The sequence below is a fragment of the Thermomonas sp. genome, assembly GCF_046293095.1.
In the GTDB taxonomy this organism is placed as follows: domain Bacteria; phylum Pseudomonadota; class Gammaproteobacteria; order Xanthomonadales; family Xanthomonadaceae; genus Thermomonas.
The window spans coordinates 38,451-64,105 of sequence record NZ_JBKBPN010000004.1 but is presented as its reverse complement, the minus strand read 5'-3'; the positions used below and the strand labels follow the sequence as shown (position 1 = coordinate 64,105).

Here is a 25,655-nt window from a genome sequence, read left to right as displayed (position 1 = left end):
ACCGGTCCCGTGGCGCCGCTATGATCCTCGTTCGCTGTTACGCCTCGAGGAGTTGCCGATGTCCGTGTTCCGTCCCGCTGCGCTTGCGCTTGCGCTGGCCACCACCCTGTCCGCTGGCGCCTACATGCCGTCTGCGCTCGCCGCCAATGCACCGGCCGTCGACATCCCCTACGAGACCTTCACCCTGCCCAACGGCCTGCGCGTGGTGGTGCACACCGACCGCAAGGCGCCGATCGTCGCGGTCAACGTCTGGTACCACGTGGGCAGCAAGGACGAGCCGGCCGGCCGCACGGGCTTTGCGCACCTGTTCGAGCATCTGATGTTCAACGGCAGCGAGAACGCGCCGGGCGAGTTCTTCACCCCGTTCAAGGCCATCGGCGCCACCAACCAGAACGGCACCACCAATTCCGACCGCACCAACTACTTCGAGAACGTGCCGACCACCGCGCTGGATACCGCGCTGTGGATGGAGTCCGACCGCATGGGCCACCTGCTCGGCGCGATCGACCAGAAGACCCTGGACGAGCAGCGCGGCGTGGTCCAGAACGAGAAGCGCCAGGGCGAAAACCAGCCCTACGGCCAGGTCTGGGATGAGCTCGGCAAGATCATGTATCCGAAGGGCCACCCGTATCACCACAGCACCATCGGCTCGATGAACGACCTCAACGCGGCCTCGCTGGAGGACGTGAAGACCTGGTTCCGCACCTGGTACGGGCCCAACAACGCCGTGCTGGTGTTGGCCGGCGACATCGACCTTGCCACCGCGAAGGAGAAGGTGGCCAAGTACTTCGGCGACATTCCGGCCGGCCCGACCATGGCGCAGCCGAAGGTGGACGTGGCGGCGCACAAGGCCGACTCCCGCTCCGAGATGACCGACCAGGTGCCGCAGTCGCGCATCTATCGCGTCTGGAACGTGGCCGAGTACGGCCAGCCCGATCTCGATCGCCTGCAGTTGTTCGCCCGGATCCTGGGTGGCGGCAAGTCGTCGCGCCTGGACCGCCGCCTGGTGCACCAGGACAAGCTGGTGGACAACGTCAGCGCCGGCGCCTACGGCTCGCAGCTGGGCAGCACCTTCCTGATCACCGCCACGGTGAAGCAGGGCATGGATGCGGCCAAGGTGGAGGCCGCCATCGACGAGGAACTGAAGAAGCTGCTGGCCGAAGGGCCGACGGCCGACGAAGTGGAGCGCAACCGCACGGCCATCCAGGCTGGCTGGATCCGCGGCGTGGAGCGTATCGGCGGCTTCGGCGGCAAGGCCGACGCGCTGGCCGAATGCACGGTGTTCACGGGGGACCCGGGCTGCTTCCGCGCCAGCCTCAAGACCCTGGCCGAGGCCACCCCGGAGGCGCTGCGCGCCACCGGCAATGCCTGGCTGGGCGCGGGCAAGGGCAGCCATACCCTGGTGGTGAACCCGGGCAAGCGCGTTCCCATCGCGGAGGAGCCGGCGGAAACGCCCACGCCGTTCAAGATCCCGAAGGCGGACCCCAGGTTCAAGACGCTCGCAAGCACGGTGGACCGCAAGGCCGGCGTGCCGATGCCGTCCAGCTTCCCCGACCTGAAGTTCCCGCAGCAGCAGCACGCCACCCTCAGCAACGGCACCAAAGTGGTGCTGGCTGAACGCCACGACGTCCCGGTGGTGCAGATGAGCTACGAGTTCCGCGGCGGCTATTCGGCCGATCCGGCCGGCAAGCCCGGTGTGGCCAGCTTCACCATGGGCCTGCTGGACGAGGGCGCGGGCGAGCTGGATGCGCTGGCCTTCGCCGACCGCGTGCAGTCGCTGGGTGCCAACATCGGCGCCAGCGCCGGGTTGGACAGCAGCAGCGCCTACCTGTCCGCGCTGAAGCAGAACCTGGAGTCCTCGGTGACCCTGTTTGCCGACATGCTGCGCAAGCCGCGCTTCGAGCAGGCCGATATCGACCGGGTGAAGGGTCAGTGGATCGCCGGCATCAAACAGGAAAAGGCCAACCCGAATGGCATCGTCCAGCGCGTGGTGCCGGGCCTGGTGTTCGGCGCCGGCCATCCGTACGCCGCCCCGCGCACGGGCAGCGGCACCGAGGCCGCCATTGCCGGCCTGACCCGCGTCGACCTGCAGGCCTATCACGCCAATGCCCTGCGCCCGCAGGACGCCACCCTGGTGGTGGTGGGTGATACCACGCTGGCGGAGATCATGCCGGTGCTGGAGAAGCACTTCGGCGACTGGAAGGCCGCCGGCAAGGCCAATGGCACCGCCGCCATCGCGCCGGTCGCCGCGGCCCGCAAGCCGCGCGTGTTCCTGGTCGACCAGCCGGGCGCCGTGCAGGCCAACATCGTCGCCGCGCAGACCCTGCCGTCCAGCGCGGACCCGATGTCGGTGCAGTACGACATGGCCAACATGGTGATCGGCGGCGACTTCACCGCCCGCCTCAACATGAACCTCCGCGAGGATAAGCATTGGTCCTACGGCGCCCGCAGCGGCGCCGGCGGGGCGGTCGGCCCGCGCCTGTGGACCGCCTCGGCGCCGGTGCAGATCGACAAGACCGGCGAGGCAATGGCGGAAATGCACCGCGAGATCGCCGACTTCGCGACCGGCAAGGCGCCGGCGACGGCCGAGGAAGTGGAAGGCATGGAGAAGGTGCTGACCCTGACCCTGCCGGGTGCCTACGAGACGGCGGCGTCGGTGATGAGCACCATCGCCAGCAACGTTCTCTACAACCGTCCGGACGACTACGTGTTCAAGCGCAAGGCGGAGATCGAGGCAATGACGCCGGCGCAGGTGAACGCCGCGGCCAAGGCGCTGGATCCGAACGGCCTGACCTGGCTGGTGGTGGGCGATCTGTCCAAGACCGAGGCCCCGGTGCGCGCGCTGAACCTGGGCGAGGTCACCGTGATCGACGCCGACGGCAAGCCGGTGGCGAAGAAGTAAGCCACGGCCGGTCGCCGCGTCCAGCGCGCGCGGCGACCCCACCGCTTTTGCACGATTCAGACGCACCGGGCCACAATCCGGTGCGTCTTCGTTTGCAAGGAACCCCGCGCATGCCCCTGCCGACCCGCGTCGCCGCCGTCCTGCTGGTGCTGGCCCTGCCGGCCTGCACGTTCGTCAAGATGGCGCCGGGCGCCAAGCAGGTGCAGGTGCTGGCCACCGCGCCGACCGGCTGCCAGGCCCGCGGCGAGGTGGAAGTCTCGGTGACCCACAAGGTGGGCTTCTACGAGCGCGACGACATGCGCGTGCGCGACGAGCTGGAGCTGCTGGCCCGCAACGAAGCCCCGGGCCTGTCCGCCAACCGGATCAGCCCGCTGGGCCCGCCGCGCGACGGCAGCCAGCGCTGGGCGTTGTGGCGCTGCAACTGAATGCGGCAGCACCCCGCAGCGTGATTTCCGGCCGGGTTTCGACAATACGCCGCCGCATGGCGCCATGAGGCGCTATCCTATGCGGTTCCGGCGCCGTTTCGGCGCCCGTGCGAGTGCCACCCCCATGCTGTTCCAACATGTCGCCATCGCCGGCCTGGCCCACATCGACGCCCCGCGTCGCCTGTCGTCCGACGAGATCAATGCCCGCCTGAAGCCTACCCTGGATCGGCTGGGCATCAGGATCGACGTGCTCGGCGACATCGCCGGGATCCACGCGCGCCGCCTGTGGGAGGGCGACGTGCAGGCCTCCGACGCCGCCACCCTGGCGGGCGTGAAGGCGCTGGCCGATGCCGGCGTCGAGCCGGAGCGCATCGGCCTGCTGGTCAACACCTCGGTCAGCCGCGATTACCTGGAGCCGTCCACCGCCTCCATCGTCAGCGGCAACCTGGGCCTGCCCGACACCTGCCAGAACTTCGATGTCGCCAACGCCTGCCTCGCCTTCATCAACGGTATGGACATCGCCAGCCGCATGATCGAGCGCGGCGAAATCGAGTACGCGCTGGTGGTGGACGGCGAGACCGCCAACCTCGCCTACGAAAAAACCATCGATCGGCTATCCCGCGAGGACATCACCGAGGCCGATTTCCGCAACGAGCTGGCCACGCTGACGCTGGGTTCCGGCGCCGCCGCGATGGTGCTTGCGCGCGCCGAGCTGGCCCCGGGCGCGCCGCGCTACAAGGGCGGCGTCACCCGCGCCGCCACCGAGTGGAACAAACTCTGCCGAGGCAACCTCGATGGCATGATCACCGATACCCGCATGCTGCTGATCGAGGGCATCAAGCTGGCCACCAAGACCTTCGAGGTGGCCAAGCAGAAGCTGGGCTGGGTGGCCGGTGAGCTGGACGAATTCGTCATCCACCAGGTCAGCAAGGTGCATACCGCCGCCTTCACCAAGGCCATGGGCATCGACCCGAAGAAGGTCATGACCATCTTTGCCGAGCACGGCAACATCGGTCCGGCCAGCGTGCCGATCGTGCTGTCCAAGCTGCGCGAGATGGGCCGGCTGAAGAAAGGCAGCCGCGTTGCCCTGCTGGGGATTGGTTCCGGCCTGAACTGCTCGATGGCGGAAGTGGAGTGGTGAGCTGACGGCCGCCCGGCCCCGCCGCCGGTGGCCAACGATGGGAGACGGCCGGATGGTGTCCGATCCCGGGCTGGACGCGCCGCGCTGCCCGCTGTGCGGCGCCGCCACCCATGCGTTCTGTGAAGACCGGGCGCGGCGTTACGTGGAGTGCCCGGGCTGTGGGCTGGTGTTGGCCGATCCGGCTTCGCACCTCTCCGCGTCTGATGAGCGCGCGATCTACGACCTGCACCAGAACGACCCCGCTGATGCCCGCTACCGCGCGTTTCTGGCGCGGCTGGCGGCGCCACTGCAGGCGAAGCTGACGCCGGGCATGCGCGGGCTGGACTTCGGCTGCGGGCCGGGGCCGGTGCTGGCACAGATGCTGCGCGAAGCGGGCATGGCGATGTGCGAGTACGACCCGTTCTACGCACCGGACGCGACGCTGCTGGTGACGCCATACGATTTCGTGACCTGCACCGAAGTGGTGGAGCATTTCCGCGACCCGCTGGCCGGCTGGACCCAGCTGGCCGCGCTGGTGCGCCCCGGCGGCTGGCTGGGGGTGATGACCCAGCTGGCGCCGGCGCTGCCGGCGAACTTCCTGCGCTGGCGCTACCGCGACGACCGCACCCACGTCAGCTTCCACCGCCTGGCCACATTGCAATGGCTGGCAGTTCGCTTCGGCTTTGCGCTGGAGCAGGTGGAAAGCCAGGCCTTCCTGCTGCACAGGCAGGGCTGAGGGCGGCGCACCGCCTACAATGAGCGGATGCGCTTTCCCGACTACCCCTTTACCCCGCACCGCTTCGAGGTTCGTCCCGGCATCGCCATGTCCTTCCTTGACGAAGGCCCGCGCGATGGCGAGGTGGTGGTGATGCTGCACGGCAATCCGTCGTGGAGCTACTACTGGCGCCATCTGGTGCTGGGCCTGCGCGACAGGTACCGCTGCGTCGTGCCGGATCATGTCGGCATGGGGCTGAGTGATCGCCCCGATGATGGCCCGCAGGCGCAACCGCGCTATGACTACACCCTGCAGTCGCGCATCGATGACGTGGCTGCGCTGTTGCAGCACCTTGGCATCAAGGGCCCGGTCACGCTGGCGGTGCACGACTGGGGTGGGGCGATCGGCTTTGGCTGGGCGCTGCGCGATCCCGCGCGCGTCAAGCGCCTGGTCATCACCAACACCGCCGCGTTCCCGCTGCCGCCGGCCAAGCGCTTCCCGGCGCGGCTGGCGCTGGGGCGCGACTCGCGCTTGGGTGGTTGGCTGATCCGCCGCTTCAATCTGTTCGCGCGCGGTGCGGCGTGGTTCGGCACCCGGCGTTCGCTGCCCAAGGCCGTGCGCGCGGCGTATGCCGGCGTGTACGACGGTTGGGACAATGCGATCTCCACCCTGCGCTTCATGCAGGACATCCCGCTGCACGACGGCGATCGCGCCATGCCGCTGGTGCAGGCCAGCGCCAGGGCGCTGCCGGGCTACGCGGACCGGCCGGTGTTTCTCGGCTGGGGCCTGCGGGATTTCGTCTTCGACAAGCACTTCCTCGACGGCTTCCGCAAGGCGCTGCCGGATGCGGAGGTGCATGCCTACGCGGATGCCGGCCACTACGTGCTGGAAGACAAGCACGAGGTGCTGGTGCCGCTGATCCGCCACTTTCTGGAGACCCCTGCGCGCTGATCGCTGGGCGCAGGTCCAGGAAATCTCCACACCATTCGCAGAGCTCCGCCGGCCAGATGGATGCGTATGAGCCAAGCCAAAACATGGGCCCGGCCGGGCGCGGGCTGACAACGCCAGGATGGCGCTGTTCAGGCCTTCCCTAGATATCCGGCAGAGGATTCTTGTCGGTTTCGGCCACCCCGACCCAGTCGTCAGGCGTCAAGACCGGCAGGCCATGCGCCAATCGCGCCTTGTCGCACTGCGCACTGGCGGCACCGAATTCCCAGCTTGCCGGCACCAGTGCGCACACCGAAGGCCGTCGATCGTGGATGGTGCACCGGCTGTAGCGGCCGATGTCCGCATCCAGTGCAATGCAGCGCGGGTGTGCCTGGGAGGTGCCGCGCATCGCGCGCTCGTGGGTGCGCAACGGCTCGGTCAATGCCAGTGGCACCGTGCCGCCCAACTCCGGGTCGGCTTCCGACCAGTGGAAGCTGACCCGGAAATAGGCGCAGCAGGCACCGCAAGTCAGGCAGGGATGCATGGGCGCGGCCTTGCGCGGCGGGGAAAAGGGGGCAATTTTTCTCTGCGCCGGGCCCACGCGCAAGAGGCGCAGTGGGGCGGCGATAATGCGGCCATGACCTCGATCTGCAACATCGCAGCCGCGCTGCCGCGGCTGGCCCAGGCGCAGCCCGACCAGGTGGCGATCCGCTGCCCCGGTCGCCGTGGCCGCTATGACGTGGCGTTGACCTATGCGCAGCTGGATGCCCGCAGCGACGCCATCGCCGCCGGTCTGGCCCGGCACGGCATCGGGCGCGGCACGCGCACGGTGGTGATGGTGCGGCCCACGCCCGAGTTTTTCCTGCTGATGTTTGCCCTGTTCAAGGCCGGGGCGGTGCCGGTGCTGGTCGATCCCGGCATCGACCGGCGCGCGCTGAAGCAGTGTCTGGACGAGGCGCAGCCGCGGGCGTTCATTGGCATTCCGCTGGCGCTGCTGGCCAAGACGCTGCTGGGCTGGGCGCGCTCGGCGTCGGTGCGTATCACCACCGGGCGCTGGCCGCTGCTGGCCGATGCCACGCTGGCGCGTATCGAGGCCGACGGCGCCGGTGCCGGGCCGCAGCTGGCCGCCACCGATGGCGAGGACGTGGCCGCGATTTTGTTCACCAGCGGCAGTACCGGCGTGCCCAAGGGCGTGGTGTACCGGCACCGCCATTTCGTGGCGCAGATCGACATGCTGCGGCAGGCATTCGGGATCACGCCGGGTGGCGTGGATTTCCCCACCTTCCCGCCGTTTGCGCTGTTCGACCCGGCGCTGGGCCTGACCAGCATCATCCCCGACATGGACCCCACGCGGCCGGCGCAGGCCGATCCGCGCAAGCTGCATGCGGCCATCGCGCGCTTTGGTGCCACCCAGTTATTCGGTTCGCCCGCGCTGATGCGGGTACTGGCCGAGCATGGCGAGGCGCTGCCCACGGTGCGACGCGTGACCAGCGCCGGTGCGCCGGTGCCGGTCGCGGTGGTGCGGCGCATGCTGGAACTGCTGCCGCGGGAGGCCCAGTTCTGGACACCGTACGGCGCCACCGAATGCCTGCCGGTGGCGGTGATCGAAGGCCGCGAGCTGCTCACGCTGGGCACGCGCACCGAGACCGGCGCGGGCACCTGCGTGGGGCGGCCGGTGGCCGGCAATACCGTGCGCATCATCGCCATCAGCGACGGCCCGATCGCGGACTGGTCGCAGGTGCAGGAAGTACCGCCGGGTGTGGTGGGCGAAATCACCGTCGCAGGCCCCAGCGCCACCGACAGTTATTTCAACCGCGACGCCCAGACCGCCCTGGCCAAGATTCACGAGACGCTGCCCGACGGCAGCCATCGCATCGTCCACCGCATGGGTGATCTGGGCTGGTTCGACGGCGAGGGCCGGCTGTGGTTCTGCGGCCGCAAGTCGCAACGCGTGGTCGTCGATGCGCAGACCACGCTGTGCACCGAACAGGTGGAGCCGATCTTCAACACCCATCCGCAGGTGTTGCGCACCGCATTGGTCGGCGTTGGCCCGGCAGGTGCGCAGCAGCCGGTGCTGGTGTTCGAACTCCGGCCTGGGGTCAAGGCCAACCCGGTCGAGGTGGCCGACGCACTGCGCCACATCGCACAGGGCTTCGTTCACACCGCCCGGATCGAACGCTTCCTGCATTACCCCAAGCCGTTCCCGGTGGATATCCGCCACAACGCCAAGATCGGCCGCGAGGCGCTGGCGGTATGGGCGGCCGCACACGTTGCCAAGGAGCGCGCATGAAGCTGCTGGTGACCGGAGGCGGTGGTTTCCTGGGCCAGGCGCTGTGCCGGGCGCTGCTGGCCCGTGGCCACGACGTCACCAGCGTCAGTCGCAGCCGCCATGCGGCGCTGGATGCGCTGGGCGTTCCGCAGCGGCAGGCCGACCTGGCCGACTGGGACGCGGTGCTGGCCGCATTCGCCGGCGGCTTCGACGCCGTGCTGCACAACGCCGCCATGGCCGGGACCTGGGGCAGCTACCAGCGCTATTTCGACGCCAATGTCACCGGCACCCGCAACGTGATCGCCGCATGTCGCGCGCACGGCATCGGCCGCCTGGTCCACACGTCCACGCCCAGCGTGGCCCATCGCGCCACCCATCCGGTGGAGGGCGCCTCGGCCGATGAAGTGCCGTATGGCGAGGGCGTCAAGGCGCATTACGCCGCGACCAAGATCATCGCCGAGCGCGAAGTGCTGGCCGCCAACGGCCCGGCGCTGGCGACGGTGGCACTGCGGCCGCGGCTGATCTGGGGGCCGGGCGATACCCAGATCCTGCCGCGGCTGGTCGAGCGTGCGCGCGCCGGCCGCCTGCGGCTGGTCGGTGGTGGCGGCAACCTGGTCGACACCACCTACATCGACAACGCGGCGCAGGCGCACGTCGATGCGCTGGACCACCTGCGCCCCGGCGCGGCTTGCGCCGGCCGCGCCTACTTCATCAGCAACGGCGAGCCGTGGCCGCTGCGCGACGTCCTCAACGGCCTGCTGCGCGCCGCCGGTGCGCCGGAGGTGCACGCCTCCATCCCGTTCCGCGCGGCCTACGTCCTGGGCGCGGTCTGCGAGGGGCTGTGGACAGCGCTGCCGCTGCGCGGGGACCCGCCGATGACGCGCTTCCTGGCCGAGCAGCTGGCCACGCCGCACTGGTATTCGATGGCGCCGGCCGCGCGCGATTTCGGGTACGTCCCGCGCGTGTCGATGGCGGACGGGCTGGCGCGCCTGCAGGCGTCGCTGCGGGGCTGAGCCGCCCTGCCTTCACCCGGACGTGATCCGCCCCGGGGCAAGGTGGCCCTGCGCCAATCCGGCGCGACGCAACGGAGTGGCCCCATGCTGCACTACGCGCTGGTTTTCCTCGTCATCGCCCTGATCGCAGCGTTCCTGGGCTTCAGCGGCTTGGCAGGTCTGGCCGCCACTATTGCCAAGGTCTTATTCATCGTCTTCCTGATCCTGGCTGTGGTGGCTTCCTGCGAAAGAAAGCCTGACCGGCGGGCGCGCCGACCAGGCCGCTGCCGGCGCGCCGGGCGCCCTACAATGCGCGCATGACCGAGCCCGCTTTCAACTGGAAACACCCTGCCGGCCGTGCGCTGGAGCTGGCGCTGAACCGGGCGCTGGCGCTGGATCCGGACACCCGCGCCGGGCTGCGCGCGCTGGATGGCCAGCGCATCGCGCTGATCTTGGCCTCGCCGCCGCTGGCGCTGCAGGTGCGGGTGGTGGGCGAGGTGCTGCGGGTGGGGCCGGTGGAGGTGGAGGCGGCGCCGGATCTGGGCGTGCGCGCCACGCTGGCCGGGCTGCTGCGCCAGCTGCCGGTGTTCCGCGACAGCGCGGCGCCGCCGGTCGGCAAGCTGCGCATCGAGGGGGATGCCGAGCTGGCGCGTCGCCTGCAGAAACTCGCGCAGGGCTTCGACCCCGACTGGCAGCAGCCCTTCGTGGCGGTGTTCGGCGAGGTGCTGGGCGTGCAGGTGGCCAAGGCCGCGGCCGCCGCCCTGCGGCAGGCGAAGACCGCCGGCCGCAACCTCGCCGAAACGGCTGCCGAATTCGTCACCGAGGAAAGTCGCGACGTGGTGCCGCGCGCCGAGCTCGACGCGTTCCATGACGACGTCGATGCGCTGCGCGACGATGTCGAGCGCATCGCCGCCAAGGTCGCGCGCCTGCGCCGCGAGCGGGGGCTGGCCGCATGAAGTCCGCCCTGCGCGCCTGGCGGATCGGCCGGGTGCTGTTGCGCTACCGGCTTGACGCCTTGCTGGACGGCACGCCCGCGGAGCGCTGGCTGCGGCTGATGCGGCCGTTCGTGCCGCGTGCATCGCGCGATGTCGCCACCCTGTCGCGCGGTGCGCGCCTGCGCCTGGCACTGCAGGAACTGGGGCCGATCTTCGTGAAGTTCGGGCAGATCCTGTCCACCCGTCGCGACCTGCTGCCGCCCGACATCGCCGAGGAACTGACCCAGCTGCAGGACCGCGTCGCGCCGTTCGATGGCGAGCGCGCCCGCACGATGGTGGAACAGGCGCTGGGCCGCCCGGTGGCCGAGGCCTACGCCCATTTCGATACCGTGCCGCTGGCCTCGGCGTCGATCGCGCAGGTGCACGCGGCGACGCTGCACGATGGCCGCGAGGTGGTGGTGAAAGTGCTGCGGCCGGATATCGATCGCCAGATCGCCGCCGACATCGCGCTGCTCAACGGCATCGCCGGTATCGTCGAGCGCACCCATCCCAAGGCCGAGAAAATCCGTCCGCGCGACATCGTGGCCGAGATCGAGAACACGCTGGCGGCGGAACTGGACCTGCAGCGCGAGGCCGGCAACGCCAGCCTGCTGCGGCGCAACTGGCTGGGCTCGCCGGATCTGTACGTGCCCGAGGTGATCTGGAGCCACACCGCTGACGGTGCGATGACCATGGAGCGGGTGCGCGGCATCCCGTCCGACGACATCGCCGCGCTGGATGCGGCCGGCATCGACCGCAAGGCGCTGGCGGCCAAGGGCGTGCGCGTGTTCTACCAGCAGGTGTTCCGCGACAACTTCTTCCACGCCGATGCGCACGCCGGCAACATCTGGGTGGATCCGGCGCGGAAAGACGATCCGCGCTTCATCGCGCTGGACTTCGGCATCATGGGCCAGCTCTCCAGCGAGGATCAGTACTACCTCGCCGAGAATTTCATGGCGATCTTCAACCGTGATTACCGCCGCATCGCCGAATTGCACGTGCAGGCCGGCTGGATGCCGGCGTACATCCGCATCGACGAGCTGGAAGCGGCAGCGCGCGCGGTCTGCGAGCCGTACTTCACCCGCCCGCTGAGCGAGATCTCGCTGGCCGAGGTGCTGGTCAAGCTGTTCCGCACCGCGCAACGCTACGAACTCACCCTGCAACCGCAGCTGATCCTGCTGCAAAAGACCCTGCTCAACATCGAGGGCGTGGGCCGCCAGCTGGATCCCAGGATCGACATCTGGGCGGTGGCCAAGCCGGTGCTGGAAGACATCCTGGCCGAGCGCTACAGCCCGCGCCGGCTGCTGGACGAGCTGCGCAAGCAGATCCCGGAGCTGGTGACGCGCGCACCGGAGATGCCGCGCCTGTTGCATGCCTGGCTGCAGCAGCAGGTGCAGGGCGGGCACGAGCTGAGTATGCGTTCCGCCGACGTGCGCGAGATCAGCCAGACGCTGGCGGCGATGCAGTGCCGCATCGTGGCGTCCATCCTCGGCGTTGGCCTGCTGATCGTGGCGGCGGTCCTCTACGCGCTCGACGCGGGTGGGCCGAAGGTGCTGGCGCTGCCGGTGTCCGCCTGGGTTGCGGGCCTGGGCGGCCTGTGGGCGCTGCTGGCGGCCTGGCCGCGGCGCTGAGGCGGCGCGGGTGATGACGGAGGCGCCGCACGACGCGTCGGCTGGCTTGCCGGTCCTGCATGCGGACGACGCCTTGGCGGTGGTCTGCAAGCCGGCCGGCCTGATGGTCCACGACAGCGCACTGGCGCGGGGCGAAACCGATTTCGCGGCCGACCGCCTGCGCGAGCAGTTCGGCCGTTCGATCTTCCTGGTGCACCGCCTGGACCGCGCCACCAGCGGCTGCCTGCTGCTGGCGTTCGACCGCGACACGGCCTCGGCGCTGGGCAAGACGCTGATGGCGCACGACGTGGAGAAGGACTACTGGGCGGTGTGCCGCGGCTGGCCCGCGCAGCGCGACTTCGTGGTCGACCATCCGCTGGATGGCGGGCCCGGCAAGCCGCAGAAAAAAGACGCGGTCACCGACTTCGAGGTCCTGGCCACCTGCGAACTGGCGGTGCCATCGGCGGGGTTCGACACCTCGCGCTACGCGCTGCTGCGGGCCTCGCCGCGCACCGGGCGCTTTCGCCAGATCCGCCGGCACCTCAAGCACATCTCCCATCACCTGATCGGCGACACCAGCCACGGCGATGGCCGGCACAACCGGAACTTCCGCATGCTCGGCATCCACCGCATGCTGCTGCATGCGCGCCGGCTGGCCTTCCCCCATCCGCACTCGGGCGAGTGCGTCGAGGTGCTGGCGCCGCCGGATGCCGAGTTCGGGAAGGCGCTGGCGCTGTTCGGGCCGGACCTGGCCTGAGGCGGCGATCTGCCGGGGACGGACGGCTCGCTTTATGATCGCGGCATGCGGGTTGGCCATCTTTCCATCGACGACGACGAGCTCATCGAGCGCTTCGTGCGCGCGTCCGGGCCGGGCGGGCAGAACGTCAACAAGGTCGCCACGGCGGTGGAGCTGCGTTTCGACGTGGCCCGATCGCCGTCGCTGACCGAGGCGGTGCGTGCGCGCCTGCTGGCCAAGCGCGACCGGCGGATGACCGCCGAGGGCGTGCTGGTGCTGTCGGCGCAGCGCTTCCGCACCCAGGAGCGCAACCGCGAGGATGCGCGGGAACGGCTGGCCGCCTTCATCGACAGCGGGTTGAGCGCACCGACGCCACGCATCGCCACCCGCCCCACCCGCGCCTCGAAGGAGCGGCGCTTGCGCGAGAAGCGCGGGCGCGCCAGCGTCAAGCAGGGCCGCAGCGGCCAGGGGTGGGAATGAGCGATGCCGCAGCCAGGGACGTGGTCCTGGCCCTGCCGCCGCAGGCGCCGCGGATGCCGCGCAACCGGGCCATGGAATGGCTGGGGCGGACCGCGCTGCGGTTGGGCGATTGGCACATGGAGGGCGCGTTCCCGGACATCCCGCGGGCGGTGCTGGTGGCCGCCCCGCACTCGTCCAACTGGGACGGGGTGTGGGGGATCGCCGCCAAGCTGGCCATGGGCGTGCGCCTGTCCATCCTCGGCAAGCACAGCCTGTTCCGCATTCCGCTGCTGGGGCCGCTGCTGCGCTGGCAGGGCGTGATCCCGGTGGACCGCGCCGCGCCGCACGGCGTGGTGGGGCAGGCCATCGCCGCCCTGCGGGCGTCGCCGTGCATGTGGTATGCGATGGCCCCCGAAGGCACCCGCCGCCAGGTGGAGCGCTGGAAGCCCGGCTTCTGGCATATCGCCCGCGGCGCCGGCGTGCCGGTGATCGTGGCGGCGTTCGATTACCCCAGCCGCACCATCACCCTCGGCCCGGTGTTTGCCACCACGGCCGACATAACCGCCGACATCGCCCGCATCCAGCGCTGGTATGCCCCCTTCCGGGGACGCAACCATGACGTAGTACAGCCGGTCGAGGATGCTGCGCCGCGTCAATAACTGACGCACCGCGTCGGTCGCCTTCCTGCTTTCGCGCGGATGACACGCCGATGACAGGCCGCAGCCTGTTTGGCATGGGATTTGCGTCACAGTTCATCGCTGCCCGCTGCCCGCTGCCCCGCGCTGCCATCCCGGGCGCATCGGGGTGACGCGTGCCCAGCCGGGCGCGTGGACGCGTGTGCCTGAGATATCCACCTTGCCGGAAACCGCCATGTACCCACCCTGCCGCGTTCTCGCCCCACCGTCCTGGCCCGCAAGGGCGCGGACTGCGCGCGCGGGCCGCTTGCACGGCGTGCTGGCGATCGCGTCCCGTGCCGGTGGTTACCGATGGGCGATGGGCCGATGACCCCAGCGCTGCATGCCGATGCGCAGATCGCCTTCGCCCTTTGGGTGGGGGTGTCGGTGACCGTGGCCGCCCTGCTGCTGATGGCGGCGGTGCTGGTGCTGCGGCAACTGGCGCAGCGGCGCGAGCGCCAACACCAGCGGGCCGCCGCGTTCTGGCGCGGCGTGCTGGCGGATGCCCGGCAAGCGCCACCCGCCAAGGTGCCACCGCTGACCATGCGGGACGTGAGCGGGTTCGTGGACGCCTGGAACGAATTGCATGACATGCCGGGCCAGGCCGATGACCCCGGCATGCGCGCAGTGGCCGAACGGGCCGGCGCTGCGCCCAAGCTGGAACGCCTGCTGGCGCGCGGCAGCTTCCACGACCGGGTGATGGCGATCATCGCCATCGGTTACCTGCGCAGCGCCTCCAGCTTTGAGCGACTGGCCGCGCTGATCGACGATGCCAGCCCGATCATCTCGATGAGCGCTGCGCGCGCGCTCATGCGGATCGATCCGCAGCGTGCCGTGCAGCAAGTGGTGCCGCAGATCGTCGCCCGGCACGATTGGGTGGACGGCGGTGTGGCGCAGCTGCTGAGCGAAGCCGAACCCGACATCGTCAAGGATCCGCTGTGCAGCGCCGCCTTGCGCGCCAATGACGAAGTCGCCTCGCGGCTGGTCCGCTTCCTGGCCGATGTCAGCCCGGAGGCGGCAGCGGAGGTCATCCGGGCGGTGCTTTCCGAGCCGCATGACGAGCACCTGCTGTCCACCTGCCTGCAGGTCATGACCGACCCCGCTGATCTGGACAAGGTGCGACCGCTGCTGGCGCATCCGCGCTGGCATGTGCGCATGCATGCGGCATCGGCGCTGGGCCGGCTTGGGCAGCGCCACGACGTGGAAATCCTGCTGCCGCTGCTGGCGGATCCGCAGTGGTGGGTACGCTATCGCACGGCACAGGCAATCGCGCATCTGCTGGGCGGCGACGAGGCCATGCTGGGCCAGCTGCGGGAGGCCCAGCAGGACCGCTTTGCGCGCGACATCCTCACCCAGGTGATCGCCGAACAGACCCTGGAGATAACAACGTGAACATGACCTGGGTACCAGCGGGGTTGCCCGATGTCCTGATCGCGATGCAATGGGGCTTTCTGGTCTATTTCATCTGCATCAACCTCGTCTATCTGGCGCTGAATTTCATCGCCATGTTCGCGATCCTGCGCTACGTCCGCGAGCACGGCGCCAGTTTCCGGATCAAGAACTTCGCCGACTATCAGCCGCCGGTGAGCATCCTGGTGCCCGCGCACAACGAGGAGCGGACCATCATCAGCACCGTGCGCTCGATGCTGCGGCTGGGCTACCCGAATTTCGAAGTCGTGGTCATCAACGACGGCTCCACCGATGGCACGCTGCAGACGGTGGTCGACGCCTTCGGCCTGGTGGAGTTTCCCGAGGCCTATCGCAGCCGCCTGAAAACTGCGCACGTCAAGCGCGTCTTCGCCGCGCCCCAGGGCGGGCGCGTGCGCGTGATCGACAAGGAGAATGGCGGCAAGGCGGATGCGTTGAATGCTGGCATCAACTCCGCGCGCTATCCGCTGTTCTGCGTGGTGGACGCCGACTGCATCCTGCAGCCCGACAGCCTGGCGCGGGTGGTGCAGCCGTTCCTGGAGGATTCCTCCATGATCGCCACCGGCGGCGTGATCCGCATCGTCAATGGCTGCAAGGTCAAGGACGGCATGCTCTCGAAGGTGGAGCTGCCGGACAAGGTGTTGCCGCTGGTGCAGACCGTGGAATATCTGCGTGCGTTCCTGTTCGGCCGGCTGGGCTGGTCGCCGATCAACGCGCTGCTGATCATCTCGGGCGCCTTCGGGGTGTTCTACAAGGAGCGCGTGATTGCCGCAGGCGGCTACAAGAGCGACCTAGTCGGCGAGGACATGGAGATGGTGGTGCGCCTGCATGACCGCATGCGCGAGGAAAAGCGGCCCTACAAGATCGCCTTCGTGCCCGATCCGATCTGCTGGACCGAGGTGCCGTCGGACCTGCGTTCGCTCTACAACCAGCGCGTGCGCTGGCAGCAGGGGCTGGCAGAGAGTCTGTTCGGCAACTGGCGGCTGATGTTCCGCCGCAACGGTGGGGCCGTGGGCTGGGTCGCCTATCCCTTCATGCTGGTGTTCGAGTGCCTGGGACCGGTGATCGAGGTGCTGGGTTATGCCTCGGTGATTGTGCTGGGCTTGCTGGGGATGCTGTCGGCGCAGGCGTTCTTCGCTTTCCTGTTCGCGTCCATCGGTCTGGGCGTGCTGCTGTCGGTGAATGCGATGATGCTGGAGGAGATTTCCTTCCACCTCTATCCTCGTCCGGCCCAGCAGCTCCGGCTGTTCCTGGTCGCCGTGCTGGAAAATTTCGGCTACCGGCAGATGACTTCCCTGTTCCGGGTGGTCGGGCTGGTGCGCTGGGTGCTGAAACCGCGCCGCCGTTCCAAGTGGGGCCATGTCCGCCGCCGGGCCGACTGGCAGGACCATGAGCCCCATGTCGACTCCACCGCTCCGGTTGCTTCCTGATCCTCACGAACAAAGACCCACGCTGCCCATGACCACGAGCCTGTTGTATCCCGCGCTTCTCCATGCTGTGCTGCTGGGCGGCCATGCGTATTTGCCGCCGGTGTCGGCCCTGCCACAGCAGGACGCCGCGGAAGAGGGGTACGAGGCCCGCCTGCAGCGCGCGCGCGCGCTGGCCACCGCCGGCGACCCTGCCCTGCGCGAGCAGGCGATCGCCCTGTACGGCCAGATGCTGCAGGCGTCGCCCGGCAACAGCGATGTGCTACTGGCGCGCGGGCGCACCTACGCGTGGGCGGGCCGCTATGCGGAGGCCGAAGTCGATCTGCGCGCGGTGACCACCGCCAAGCCCGACTATGCGGACGCGTGGTCGGCGCTGGGCGATCTGTACCTGTGGAGTGACCGCCCGGCCGAAGCGGCGGAGGCCTATGGCCATTGGGTGGCTCTGGCGCCCGTGGATCCAGAGCCCCGCATCGCTCGCGGCCGCGCGTGGCGGGCGGCCGGCGACATGCAGGCCGCACGTGCCGATTTTGCGGCGGCGGCAGCCAACGGCGCCGACCCGGCGCAGGTGGCGGCGCTCAACGAGAGTACGGTGGTCCGGACCGCCGTGCCTGACGCGATGCTCGCGGACGGCTACCGCTGGTCGCTGCGCGCCGGCGTGGACCGCATCGCCTTCAGCGGCGGGCGCGATGCGTGGACGGACACCGGGTTGACCCTGCGCCGGCAGTTCGGGTTCGGCTCGCTGGGTCTGGAGTGGCTGCAGGCCGATCACTTCGGGCGTCGCGACGATGCGTGGGCATTGGACAGCTACGTGTCCCTGTGGTCGCGCGCATACGCCAACCTGCGCTACCAGCGAGGCCCGGCCAGCGGCGTGCTGCCGCGCGATGCGTGGCGGGTGGAGGTGTTCCAGGGGGTCGGCAGCGGCTGGGAGCTGTCGGCCAGCGTCGACCATCTGCGCTTCAGTTCGGACACCGAGTTCTATGGCGTCGGCGTGGGCCGCTATGTCGGCAACTGGTACCTGCGCTACAAGCTGCAGCACGTGCCTGGCGTCAGTTCGGGCAGCTGGAGCCACCGCGGCGTGGTGCGCAACTACTACCGCGGCAACGCCGATGACTATCTGGAGGTCAGCGCCAGCCACGGCCGCGCTGCCGACCTTGACCGCAGCGGCGCGCTGGTGCGCAACAGCAGCGCTTCGGTGGGTGTCAGCTGGGTGCGCTATTTCCGCAGCGACTGGGGCGTCAAGCTGGGCGCAGGTTATGCCGACGACGCCGACGGCTTCAACGAGCGCCAGCTCTCCATCGCGCTGTATCGACGCTGGTGAGGCGCGAGAACGCTCCTGCTGCCTCCCCGGGTGGAGGCGATACCGCGGTCAGCCGATTGCTGGCCTGGTGGCCTGCGCTGCTGGCAGGGCAATGCGTGTTGGCGCTGTGGTCCGCCGTGCGCGCGCTGCCGGATGACGCGGCCTGGGCAGCCGTGCTTCCGGTCGCGGTGGGCAGCCAGCTGCTGTTCCTGCTGCGCGCCCTGCCGCTGCTCTGCCTGTTGGCCTGGCCGCTGGCGGCGCTGCGTTGGCGCCGCGCCGCGCTGGCGGGCGTGGGCGGGCTGTGGTCGCTGTTCCTGCTGCTGCAGGCCGGGTTGGAGCAGTACTACCTGGTGGCGCGCGTGCCGTTGGGTGCGGACCTGTTCGGTTACAGCGCCGACGAGATCCGCACCACCGTGGGGGGTGCAGGCGGCGGCATTGGTGCGGCCGGTGCGCTGGCGATGCTGATGCCGTTGGCGGCGCTGTGGGCGGTGCTGGTCTGGCGCGGTCGCCGCGCCGCTACCGCGCGGCCTGCCTGGTGGGGCGGCCTCGCGCTGGCGTGCCTGGCCGCATGGATGCTGCCACTGGCGCCCGGGGCACGTGGCCTGGGCAGCGAAGATGCCCGCGCCGTCGCGACCAGCAAAGGCGCCTATTTCGTCACCGATGCCCTGCGCTGGTGGCGCATGGATGCGGCGCCGATCGCGACGGCGACAGCATCGACGGCCCGTGTCGCCGCGTCGCCTGCGGGCGGGGATCCGGCCTATCCGTTCCTGCACGAGGAAACCACTCCCGATGCGCTGGGGCCGTACTTCGGCCCGACCCGGGATGGCCGCCCGCCCAACGTGGTGGTGGTCGTGGTCGAGGGCTTGGGGCGGTCGTTCTCGGGCCCGGACGCACCGCTGGGCAGCTTCACGCCCTTCCTTGACGAGCTGGCCGCACGCAGCCTGTATTTCGACAACTTCCTGGCCAACCAGGGCCGCACCTTCGGGGTGCTGCCGGCCCTGCTGGGTTCGCTGCCGCTGGCCGAGCAGGGGTTTGCCGCGCTGGGGCCGAAGATGCCGGCGCATGCCGGGCTGTTCAACGTGCTGCGCCGGCAGGGCTACCACGGGTCTTTCTACCTCGGTACCGATGCCGATTTCGATAACGAACGCGGGCTGCTGCAGCGGCAGGGAGTCGACGACATCGTCGATCTGCATCGCTTCGGCCCCGGCTACCAGCGCAACCCCTTCAGCGAGTGGGGCTATCCCGACCGCGAGCTGGTGTCGCGCGTGCTGGCCGACAGCGGCCGCCTGCGCCCGCCGTTCGTACTGGGCATGCAGACCATCAGCATGCATACCAACTATCGCTTCCCGGGCCAGGAGGCCTACAGGGCTGGCGTGGAGGCGCGGTTGCAGGCGCTGGGAATCCCGCAGGCGCGGCGCGCACCGTACCGCGCGCAGGCCGACATCTACAGCGCCATCCTCTACACCGACGACCAGCTGCGCCGCTATTTCGAGCAGGTGGCGCGCATGCCCTGGTATGCCGACACCCTCTTCGTGATCACCGGCGACCATCGGCTGCCGGAAATCCCGATGGATACCCATATCGAGCGCTACCACGTGCCGCTGCTGGTGTTCTCGCCGCTGCTGCGCCGGCCGGCTCGTATCCGCGCGGTGTCCTCGCATCTGGACGTGACCCCCTCGCTGCTGGCCCTGCTGTCCCACACCTACGGGCTGAAACGGCCGGCGCGGGTGACCTGGACCGGCACGGGTCTGGACATGGCGGAAACTTTCCGCAGCGCCCACGAATTCCCGCTGAAGCAGACCAAGACCAGCGTCCCCGATTTCGTGTCCGGACACTGGTTCCTGCACGATGGCCGCCTGTTCGAGCTGCAGGACGGCATCCGCGCGTCCGAGGTCGATGACGACGGCGTGCGCGCGCAGGTGGCCGGCCGGCTGCAGGCCTACCTGGCAGCCAATGCCCGCTTCCTGCGCAGTCTTGTGCTGTCCCCGGAGGGCGATCAGCCGCGCCTGGTGGCCTATGCAGCGGGGATGCAGAACGCAACGCCGGCGGCACCCTTGGCCATCGCCGCGCTGCCGGCGGGAGTTGGCATGGAGGCCGTGCGCCTGGAGCGCGCCGCGGACGGCGTGCGCGTGGCGGCAGCCTTCGTCAATGGCGACGCCCACGACTCCCGGACTTTTGTGCCATTGGCGGTGCTGACCGGCGAAGATGGACGCGAGCTGAGGGAAGCCTATGGCAGCGCCATCCAGCTGCGCGCGCACGAGCGCCGCGAGGTGCTGCTGTCGCTGGCAGTGCCGGCGCTGGCGCCAGGACGGTACTTCGTCTCGGTGCTGCCGTCGGATCCGGCCACCGGCAAGGCGGTCGGGCGCGGGCGCTTCCACCTGCCGCTGGACGTGCCGGCCGCAGCGCCATGACCGGTGCGGTCCGCGGCGCGCTGCTGGGGCTGCTGCTGGTGCTGGCAGCGGCGGCCACCGCGCAAGCGGCGCCGGAGGTGCATGCGGCATCGCACGCTTCGCGCGCGGTCTGGGCCTGGGAGCGCCCGTCCTACGCCCTGCTGGAGTCACCGCAGGTGGCCGACGAGGCGCTGGCGTTCCTGCAGCACAAGCGCATCGACATGATCTACCTCTATGCCGATGCTTTCCAGGGGCGCAACCTGCTGGTACAGCAGCCGGCCCGCTATCGTGCGTTCATCCGCGCTGCCCATGCGCGCGGGATTCGCGTTTACGCGCTGCTGGGCTCGTGGTACCTGCACACCGAGCGCTACGTCCTGCCGCGGCACCAGCGCAAGGCGGTCGCGATGCTGCAGCGGGTGCTGGACTACAACGCCGCGGCGACGCCGGACGCGCGCTTCGACGGCGTGAACTACGACATCGAGCCCCATTTGCTGGACACGTGGGAGGACGCCACCCGCCCGCGCCTGCTGCGCGGCTTCCTCGACATGACCGCGGCGATGATGGCCGCCCGGCGCCGCTCGGGCCAAGCGCTGCCGATTGGCCCGGCGATGCCGTTCTGGTGGGACGGCATCGCCCTGGCGTGGCGCGGTGCGCGCAAGCCCGTCAGCGAGCACGTCGCCGACCTCACTGACTACGTGGCGCTGATGGACTACCGCAACCGGGCCGAGGGGCGCGACTCCATCCTGTCGCATGCCGAGGACGAGATGGCCTACGCGGATCGCATCGGCAAGCGCGTGGTGATCGGCCTGGAGTTCAACCCCGGCGAACCGGCCAAACTGAGCTTCCACGGCATGGACGAGGCCGCCTTTGAACGCGAGGCCGCGAAGGTCGAAGCCGCCTACGGCGGGCGCCGGAGTTTTGGCGGCTTCGTCTTCCACCATTACGAAGGCTACCGCCGCTTTGTCGGTGCGCCAGCGCCGGCCTCCGATTAGCCACCCCGGCATGCCGGAACGCGAACGCCCCGGCGAGCCGGGGCGTTCGGGGCATTCCGCCGGGGGTGGGATACGGTGTCAGTCCAGCGGCTTGCCGCCGAATTTGTACGTCAGCTGCACGAAGTAGCTGCGCCCGAAGCTGTCGAACCAAGAGGTGTCGTAGTACGGGTAGTTCGACCAGGTCGGATCGCTCGGCGGCATCTTGTCCAGCAGGTTGTTGATCGTCAGCGAGACCCGGAAATGATCGCTGACGTCGTAGCGCGCACCGGCATTGAAGCGCCAAGTTGCGGGCGTCCACGCATCGTTGGCGTAGTTGGCGACCCGTCCCAGATAAGTCCCGAACAGGCTGGCACCCCACGCACCGCGATCCCAGTTCGCACCGATGTTGGACTTCACGCGCGGCAGGGTGGCATCGGCGAAGCTGACATCCAGCATGTCTTCGTTCGGGTCGCCGGGATAGAGTTGGCGGCTGTGCGCGCGTTGCCAGGTGTAGTTGCCAGTGAAGCGGAAATTGCCAGCGCTGGCCGTCTGCAGGCGATAGTTGGCAGTGATGTCGATGCCCGAGGTCTTTTCCCGGGCGATGTTGATCGGGCCGAAGTGGACGCTGGTGATGGTGCCGTCGCTGTCGCGTATCACCCGCGCCAGAGCGTCCACGCAGGTCGGCGAGTGGATGTCCACCGGGGTGCCGTCGGCAGTCATGCCCAGCCGGCAATCGGCTTCGGTTGCGCGCAGGCGATCGCGGTCCTGCGACTGCACCTGGTTCATCACCTCGATGCTGAAATAGTCCACCGCGATGTCGAACCGCGTGCTGGGCGACCACACGAAGCCTGCGGTCATCGATTTGCTGGTTTCCACGTCTAACGCCATGTTGCCGGTATAGACGTCGAACGTACTCACGTCCCAACTACCGTCATCGTAGCAGTCGGCGTTGGAATAGCCGGGTTCAGCGAGGCGGCACTGATAGTAGTCGGTGGCGAAACGGGTGCGGTAGTAGTCGTCCTCGGCGAACAGGTAATGCATGTCGGGTGCACGGAAGCCGGTGCCGTAGGAACCGCGCACCAGCAAGCTGTCCAGCGGACGCCACTCCAGGCCCAGGCTGTAGGTGAATTTGCCAGGATTCTTGTTGCCGTAGCTGTAACGGTCATAGCGGCCGGCCACGCTGGCCTGCAGGCCGGACAGCAGCGGCATGCGCAGCTCGCCCGCCGCGCCCCAGTGGTTTCGGCTGCCCTTGCCGTCGCCGTAGCGCGGGCCATAGTAGGCATCCTCGGTCAGCGCCAACGGGTCCGGATTGAGGGCGTAGTGCTGGCGGCCGTATTCGATGGTTCCCGCGAAGCCCACATCGCCCGCCGGCAGGGTGAACAAGCGGGTGGTATCGGTGGTGAAGCTCAGGTTGTCGTTTTTTGCTTGCGGATGCCAGCGGGACATTACCCCGAACGTCGCGAACTGTGCCGGTGTGAGCGGGGTGAACAGGCGGGCCGGATCGGCATCGTAGATCGCGTAGCCGTCGGCGTCATAGCCCAATCGGGGGCCCAGGAAGAAGGCATTCGCGGCCGCTGCGCTGATGCGCGGCATGTCCACATCGGCCTTGTACTCGGAGTGGTTGTAGGCTGCCTCCCACCCCCAGTCTTCGCCAAAGCTGCCGTTGAAGCCGGTGGTCAGGGCCAGCGTCTTCTGGACCGTGGTGTTCATGCGGTTGGCAAGCCCGCCGATTTCTTCGGGGGTGAACTGGCGCGACCAGATCTCGTAATGGCCGGTAGCGGCATTGAAGAACATCTTGCGGCGATAGTTGCCGGTCGAGGCGGGGTCGTGGAATTCCCAGCCCATGTGGTCGCTGACCACGTCGTTGCCATTGGTGCCGGTCAAGAGCTTCACTGTCTGCCTTGCCAGCTGCACATCGGCGAACCAGGACAGTGTGTCGGAGATCCGGTATTCGAACGCGCCGTAGGCACTTGCGCCCTTGCGCTGGTTCTGGATGGTGCGATAGGCGATCGCGCGGTCGCTTCCGCAGTAAGGCTCGCCGAAGCGGTCCTCGGCGAATACCGTGGTGCCTTCATTGAGGCCAGCCAGCGCCGCGCAACCATCGACGGGCGCAATGTTGACATCGTCGTCCCAGTCATAAACCTGGGCGATCAGGCGTGGCAATCGGCGGCGCGCGGTGGGGGCGTCGAGGGTGGAGTCCTGGATGCCGCGTTGATAGCCCCACAGCGGCCGCTTGTCGATCAGTTCCAGGCCGACGATGGCGCTGAAGGCGCCGCGCTCGAAGCCCGAGGTGAGGGTCAGGTCGTGCGATTCGCCGCCGCCGCGCGAGGTGTCCCCATAGCGGTAGTCGATGGTGGTGCCGTCGGTGGATTTTTTCAGGATGAAGTTGATCACGCCGGCCATCGCGTCCGAGCCGTACACCGCCGAGGCACTGCCGGTCAGCACTTCGATGCGATCGATCATTCCCAGCGGGATGTTGCCGATGTCGGTGAAGTTGCTACGGCTGTTGAGTGGCAGCGGGAAGTCGGCGATCCGGCGGCCGTTGACCAGTACCAGAGTGTGGTTGGGGCCCATGCCGCGCAGGTCGACCGCCTGCGCGCCAGGGGTGGACTGAGCACTGGTGGTGTTCTGCTGGCCCTGCACGCTGCCGCTGTTCTGGCTGAGCGAGCGCAGGACATCGGGTACGGTGGTCAGGCCTGAGGCCTTGATCTGCTCGGCGGTGACGATAGTGATTGGCGCCGGGCCTTCCACCTGCGCGCGCGGGATGCGCGAACCGGTGACCTGGACGGCATCCAGGTTGGTCACCGGGGCATCCGCGGCGGCTTGCGCGGGGCGTGCCTGCGGGGCCGGACGCGCGGGGGTGGCCGGCTGCGTTCCGGTGCCCGCCGGCACGATCAGCACGGCACCCGAGGCATCGCGTTGGGCGCGGAAGCCGCTGCCCTGCAGCAGCGCATCAATGGCCTGCGGCGAAGCGGCCTGTCCCCGCAGGCCGGCGCTGCGTGCGCCCTTCAGCTGATCGGCGCGGTACACCAGCTGGGTGCCGGTCTGGCGGGCATAGGCGTCCAATGCCCCGGCGAGATCACCGGCGGGAATATCGAGGCGGGTGGCGGATTGCGCCTGTGCGGCCAGGGCGGCGGAGCAGGCCAGCGACAACAACAGGACACGCAGTGGACGGGACGGTTTCATGGCGTGGTTTTTCCCCCAGGGATGCCCGGGTTGGGCACCGTTACGGCTTCATGACGAACGACTGCGGGAAATCCCCCGGTCAGGCCATCGCTCGGATGTCGATCTAGCGGGAGTGCAGGACGATGCGGTCCGCGCCGACCTCGGCACGAACCGGGAAGCCGGCCTCGAGCAGGCGCACGAAGCCTTCTGCGTTGTCCCAGCGGAAGCTGCCACCTACCCGCAGCGCCCCGGCCTCTGCATCGGCCACCACCAGCTTGCGCGCGTTGTAGCGGTTGAACTCCGCGGCCACCTCGGACAGCGGTGCATCGCGGAACGCCAGCAGGCCCTCGCGCCAGTCCAGCAGGCGCTGGGCGTCGGCCAGCGGCAGGCTGCGGACCAGCAGGGCACCTCCGCGCACCAGCGCCACGCTGCCCGCGGGCAGCAGCACCGATGGCGTGGCGCCGGCGGTAGTGGACGGCGTTTCCAGCCGCACCGTACCCTCGGTCACCACCACCCGCAGGTCGCGTTCGTCCCGGCGCACCGAAAAGCGCGTGCCCACCGCGACCGCCCGGTAGCCCTCCGCGGCCACCGCGAAGGGGCGGCGCGGATCCTTGGCGACTTCGAAGATGGCCTCGCCGGACGTCAGCGCCACGTCGCGCGCGCGCGGCGACAGGCGGACATCGATGCCGCTGGCGCTGGCCAGGGTGGCGTGCGAGCCGTCGGCCAACGACAGTGTGCGTATCTCGCCCAGCGCGGTCTGGTAGCGAGCGGCTTCCGCTGGGGCATGCTGGTGCCAGTTCCAGCCCCAGGCCGCGGCCAGCGCGCAGGCGGCCACGGCCGCGGCAGCGACGCGGTGCCGCCACTGTCGCGGTGTGCGTGCGGCGCGCAAGCGCTGTGGCACCGCCTGCAACATCTGCTCGCAGCGATCCGCCGGGGAGGCCTGCCAATGCCCGCGCGGCGGCGGGCCCTCGCCGCGCCAGCCCGCGCCCAGCGCCTGCAGCCGGCCGCTCTCCTGCCACGCTGCTTCCAGGCGCAGGAAGGCCACGCGGTGCGCGGTGGACGTCGCCAGCCATGCCTGCAGCGCCTGCTCGTCGTCCGGCATCCATTGCGCGCCGTCGCGGCGCGCCAGCCAGGCGGCGGCCGCGCGTTCGATGTCCCTGCTGTCGTCGGCCAT

At 69.3% G+C, this 25,655-nt stretch carries 20 protein-coding genes and 1 pseudogene; 18 read left to right on the top strand and 3 right to left on the bottom strand.

The genetic code is table 11. The annotated features are described in order from the left end of the window. Nucleotides 1-58: 58 nt before the first annotated feature. From ACK4SG_RS09020 to ACK4SG_RS09000, 5 genes are all read left to right on the top strand, one after another. Nucleotides 59-2,902 carry a M16 family metallopeptidase gene (locus tag ACK4SG_RS09020; RefSeq protein ID WP_409601408.1) on the top strand — a complete coding sequence of 948 codons (2,844 nt, stop codon included), beginning with the start codon at nucleotides 59-61 and terminating at the stop codon, nucleotides 2,900-2,902. Between the two features lie 110 nt (nucleotides 2,903-3,012). Further along, complete coding sequence (locus ACK4SG_RS09015; RefSeq protein WP_409601407.1) at nucleotides 3,013-3,327, top strand: DUF4156 domain-containing protein; 315 nt, start codon at nucleotides 3,013-3,015, stop codon at nucleotides 3,325-3,327. Between the two features lie 124 nt (nucleotides 3,328-3,451). Further along, nucleotides 3,452-4,468 carry a 3-oxoacyl-ACP synthase III gene (locus ACK4SG_RS09010; RefSeq protein WP_409601406.1) on the top strand — a complete coding sequence of 339 codons (1,017 nt, stop codon included), beginning with the start codon at nucleotides 3,452-3,454 and terminating at the stop codon, nucleotides 4,466-4,468. A 52-nt stretch (nucleotides 4,469-4,520) separates the two neighbouring features. Further along, nucleotides 4,521-5,183, top strand: coding sequence for a methyltransferase domain-containing protein (locus tag ACK4SG_RS09005; protein WP_409601405.1), 663 nt, complete (start codon nucleotides 4,521-4,523; stop codon nucleotides 5,181-5,183). A gap of 27 nt (nucleotides 5,184-5,210) precedes the next feature. Then, on the top strand, nucleotides 5,211-6,113 hold the full coding sequence (locus ACK4SG_RS09000; RefSeq protein ID WP_409601404.1) for an alpha/beta fold hydrolase: 903 nt from the start codon (nucleotides 5,211-5,213) through the stop codon (nucleotides 6,111-6,113). A gap of 139 nt (nucleotides 6,114-6,252) precedes the next feature. Here ACK4SG_RS09000 and ACK4SG_RS08995 read toward each other — a convergent pair whose 3' ends face one another. After that, nucleotides 6,253-6,633, bottom strand: coding sequence for a YkgJ family cysteine cluster protein (locus tag ACK4SG_RS08995; RefSeq protein ID WP_409601403.1), 381 nt, complete (start codon nucleotides 6,631-6,633; stop codon nucleotides 6,253-6,255). A 93-nt stretch (nucleotides 6,634-6,726) separates the two neighbouring features. On the opposite strand from ACK4SG_RS08995, the gene oleC reads away from it, so the two are divergent. The 13 genes and pseudogenes from oleC (at nucleotide 6,727) to ACK4SG_RS08930 (ending at nucleotide 21,337) form a co-directional block, all read left to right on the top strand. Next, nucleotides 6,727-8,379, top strand: a complete 1,653-nt coding sequence (gene oleC, locus ACK4SG_RS08990) for an olefin beta-lactone synthetase (protein ID WP_409601402.1) — start codon at nucleotides 6,727-6,729, stop codon at nucleotides 8,377-8,379. Beyond that, complete coding sequence (gene oleD, locus ACK4SG_RS08985; RefSeq protein WP_409601401.1) at nucleotides 8,376-9,371, top strand: 2-alkyl-3-oxoalkanoate reductase; 996 nt, start codon at nucleotides 8,376-8,378, stop codon at nucleotides 9,369-9,371. Before oleC ends, oleD begins: the two co-directional genes overlap by 4 nt. 84 nt (nucleotides 9,372-9,455) lie before the next feature. Further along, nucleotides 9,456-9,602, top strand: a pseudogene (locus ACK4SG_RS08980) (DUF1328 domain-containing protein); the annotation flags it as partial. 65 nt (nucleotides 9,603-9,667) lie between these two features. Then, nucleotides 9,668-10,306, top strand: a complete 639-nt coding sequence (locus ACK4SG_RS08975) for an SCP2 domain-containing protein (protein ID WP_409601400.1) — start codon at nucleotides 9,668-9,670, stop codon at nucleotides 10,304-10,306. Further along, nucleotides 10,303-11,955, top strand: a complete 1,653-nt coding sequence (ubiB, locus tag ACK4SG_RS08970; RefSeq protein ID WP_409601399.1) for a ubiquinone biosynthesis regulatory protein kinase UbiB — start codon at nucleotides 10,303-10,305, stop codon at nucleotides 11,953-11,955. The genes ACK4SG_RS08975 and ubiB overlap by 4 nt, the downstream gene beginning before the upstream one ends. A 13-nt stretch (nucleotides 11,956-11,968) precedes the next feature. Next, nucleotides 11,969-12,691 (top strand): pseudouridine synthase, encoded by a 723-nt coding sequence (locus ACK4SG_RS08965; protein ID WP_409601398.1) that lies wholly within the window; start codon nucleotides 11,969-11,971, stop codon nucleotides 12,689-12,691. 45 nt (nucleotides 12,692-12,736) lie between these two features. Then, a complete protein-coding gene (gene arfB / locus ACK4SG_RS08960; RefSeq protein WP_409601397.1) occupies nucleotides 12,737-13,150 on the top strand; it encodes an alternative ribosome rescue aminoacyl-tRNA hydrolase ArfB in 414 nt (137 codons plus the stop codon). Continuing rightward, entirely contained in the window at nucleotides 13,147-13,788 is a 642-nt protein-coding gene (locus tag ACK4SG_RS08955) for a lysophospholipid acyltransferase family protein (RefSeq protein ID WP_409601396.1), read from the top strand. Before arfB ends, ACK4SG_RS08955 begins: the two co-directional genes overlap by 4 nt. A gap of 342 nt (nucleotides 13,789-14,130) precedes the next feature. After that, nucleotides 14,131-15,195, top strand: coding sequence for a HEAT repeat domain-containing protein (locus ACK4SG_RS08950; RefSeq protein WP_409601395.1), 1,065 nt, complete (start codon nucleotides 14,131-14,133; stop codon nucleotides 15,193-15,195). Between the two features lie 2 nt (nucleotides 15,196-15,197). Beyond that, complete coding sequence (locus tag ACK4SG_RS08945; protein WP_409601394.1) at nucleotides 15,198-16,661, top strand: glycosyltransferase family 2 protein; 1,464 nt, start codon at nucleotides 15,198-15,200, stop codon at nucleotides 16,659-16,661. Nucleotides 16,662-16,689: 28 nt separating this feature from the next. After that, nucleotides 16,690-17,976: a YaiO family outer membrane beta-barrel protein gene (locus ACK4SG_RS08940; protein ID WP_409601393.1), complete on the top strand. Its 1,287-nt coding sequence runs from the start codon at nucleotides 16,690-16,692 to the stop codon at nucleotides 17,974-17,976. Further along, nucleotides 17,973-20,366, top strand: coding sequence for an LTA synthase family protein (locus ACK4SG_RS08935; RefSeq protein WP_409601392.1), 2,394 nt, complete (start codon nucleotides 17,973-17,975; stop codon nucleotides 20,364-20,366). The genes ACK4SG_RS08940 and ACK4SG_RS08935 overlap by 4 nt, the downstream gene beginning before the upstream one ends. Further along, the gene (locus tag ACK4SG_RS08930; RefSeq protein ID WP_409601391.1) at nucleotides 20,363-21,337 is read left to right on the top strand and encodes a hypothetical protein; all 975 of its coding nucleotides are present in this window, start codon (nucleotides 20,363-20,365) and stop codon (nucleotides 21,335-21,337) included. Before ACK4SG_RS08935 ends, ACK4SG_RS08930 begins: the two co-directional genes overlap by 4 nt. 78 nt (nucleotides 21,338-21,415) lie before the next feature. On the opposite strand, the gene ACK4SG_RS08925 is transcribed toward ACK4SG_RS08930, so the two are convergent. Further along, nucleotides 21,416-24,502 (bottom strand): TonB-dependent receptor domain-containing protein, encoded by a 3,087-nt coding sequence (locus ACK4SG_RS08925; protein ID WP_409601390.1) that lies wholly within the window; start codon nucleotides 24,500-24,502, stop codon nucleotides 21,416-21,418. A gap of 103 nt (nucleotides 24,503-24,605) precedes the next feature. Continuing rightward, on the bottom strand, nucleotides 24,606-25,655 hold the full coding sequence (locus ACK4SG_RS08920) for a FecR family protein (protein WP_409601389.1): 1,050 nt from the start codon (nucleotides 25,653-25,655) through the stop codon (nucleotides 24,606-24,608).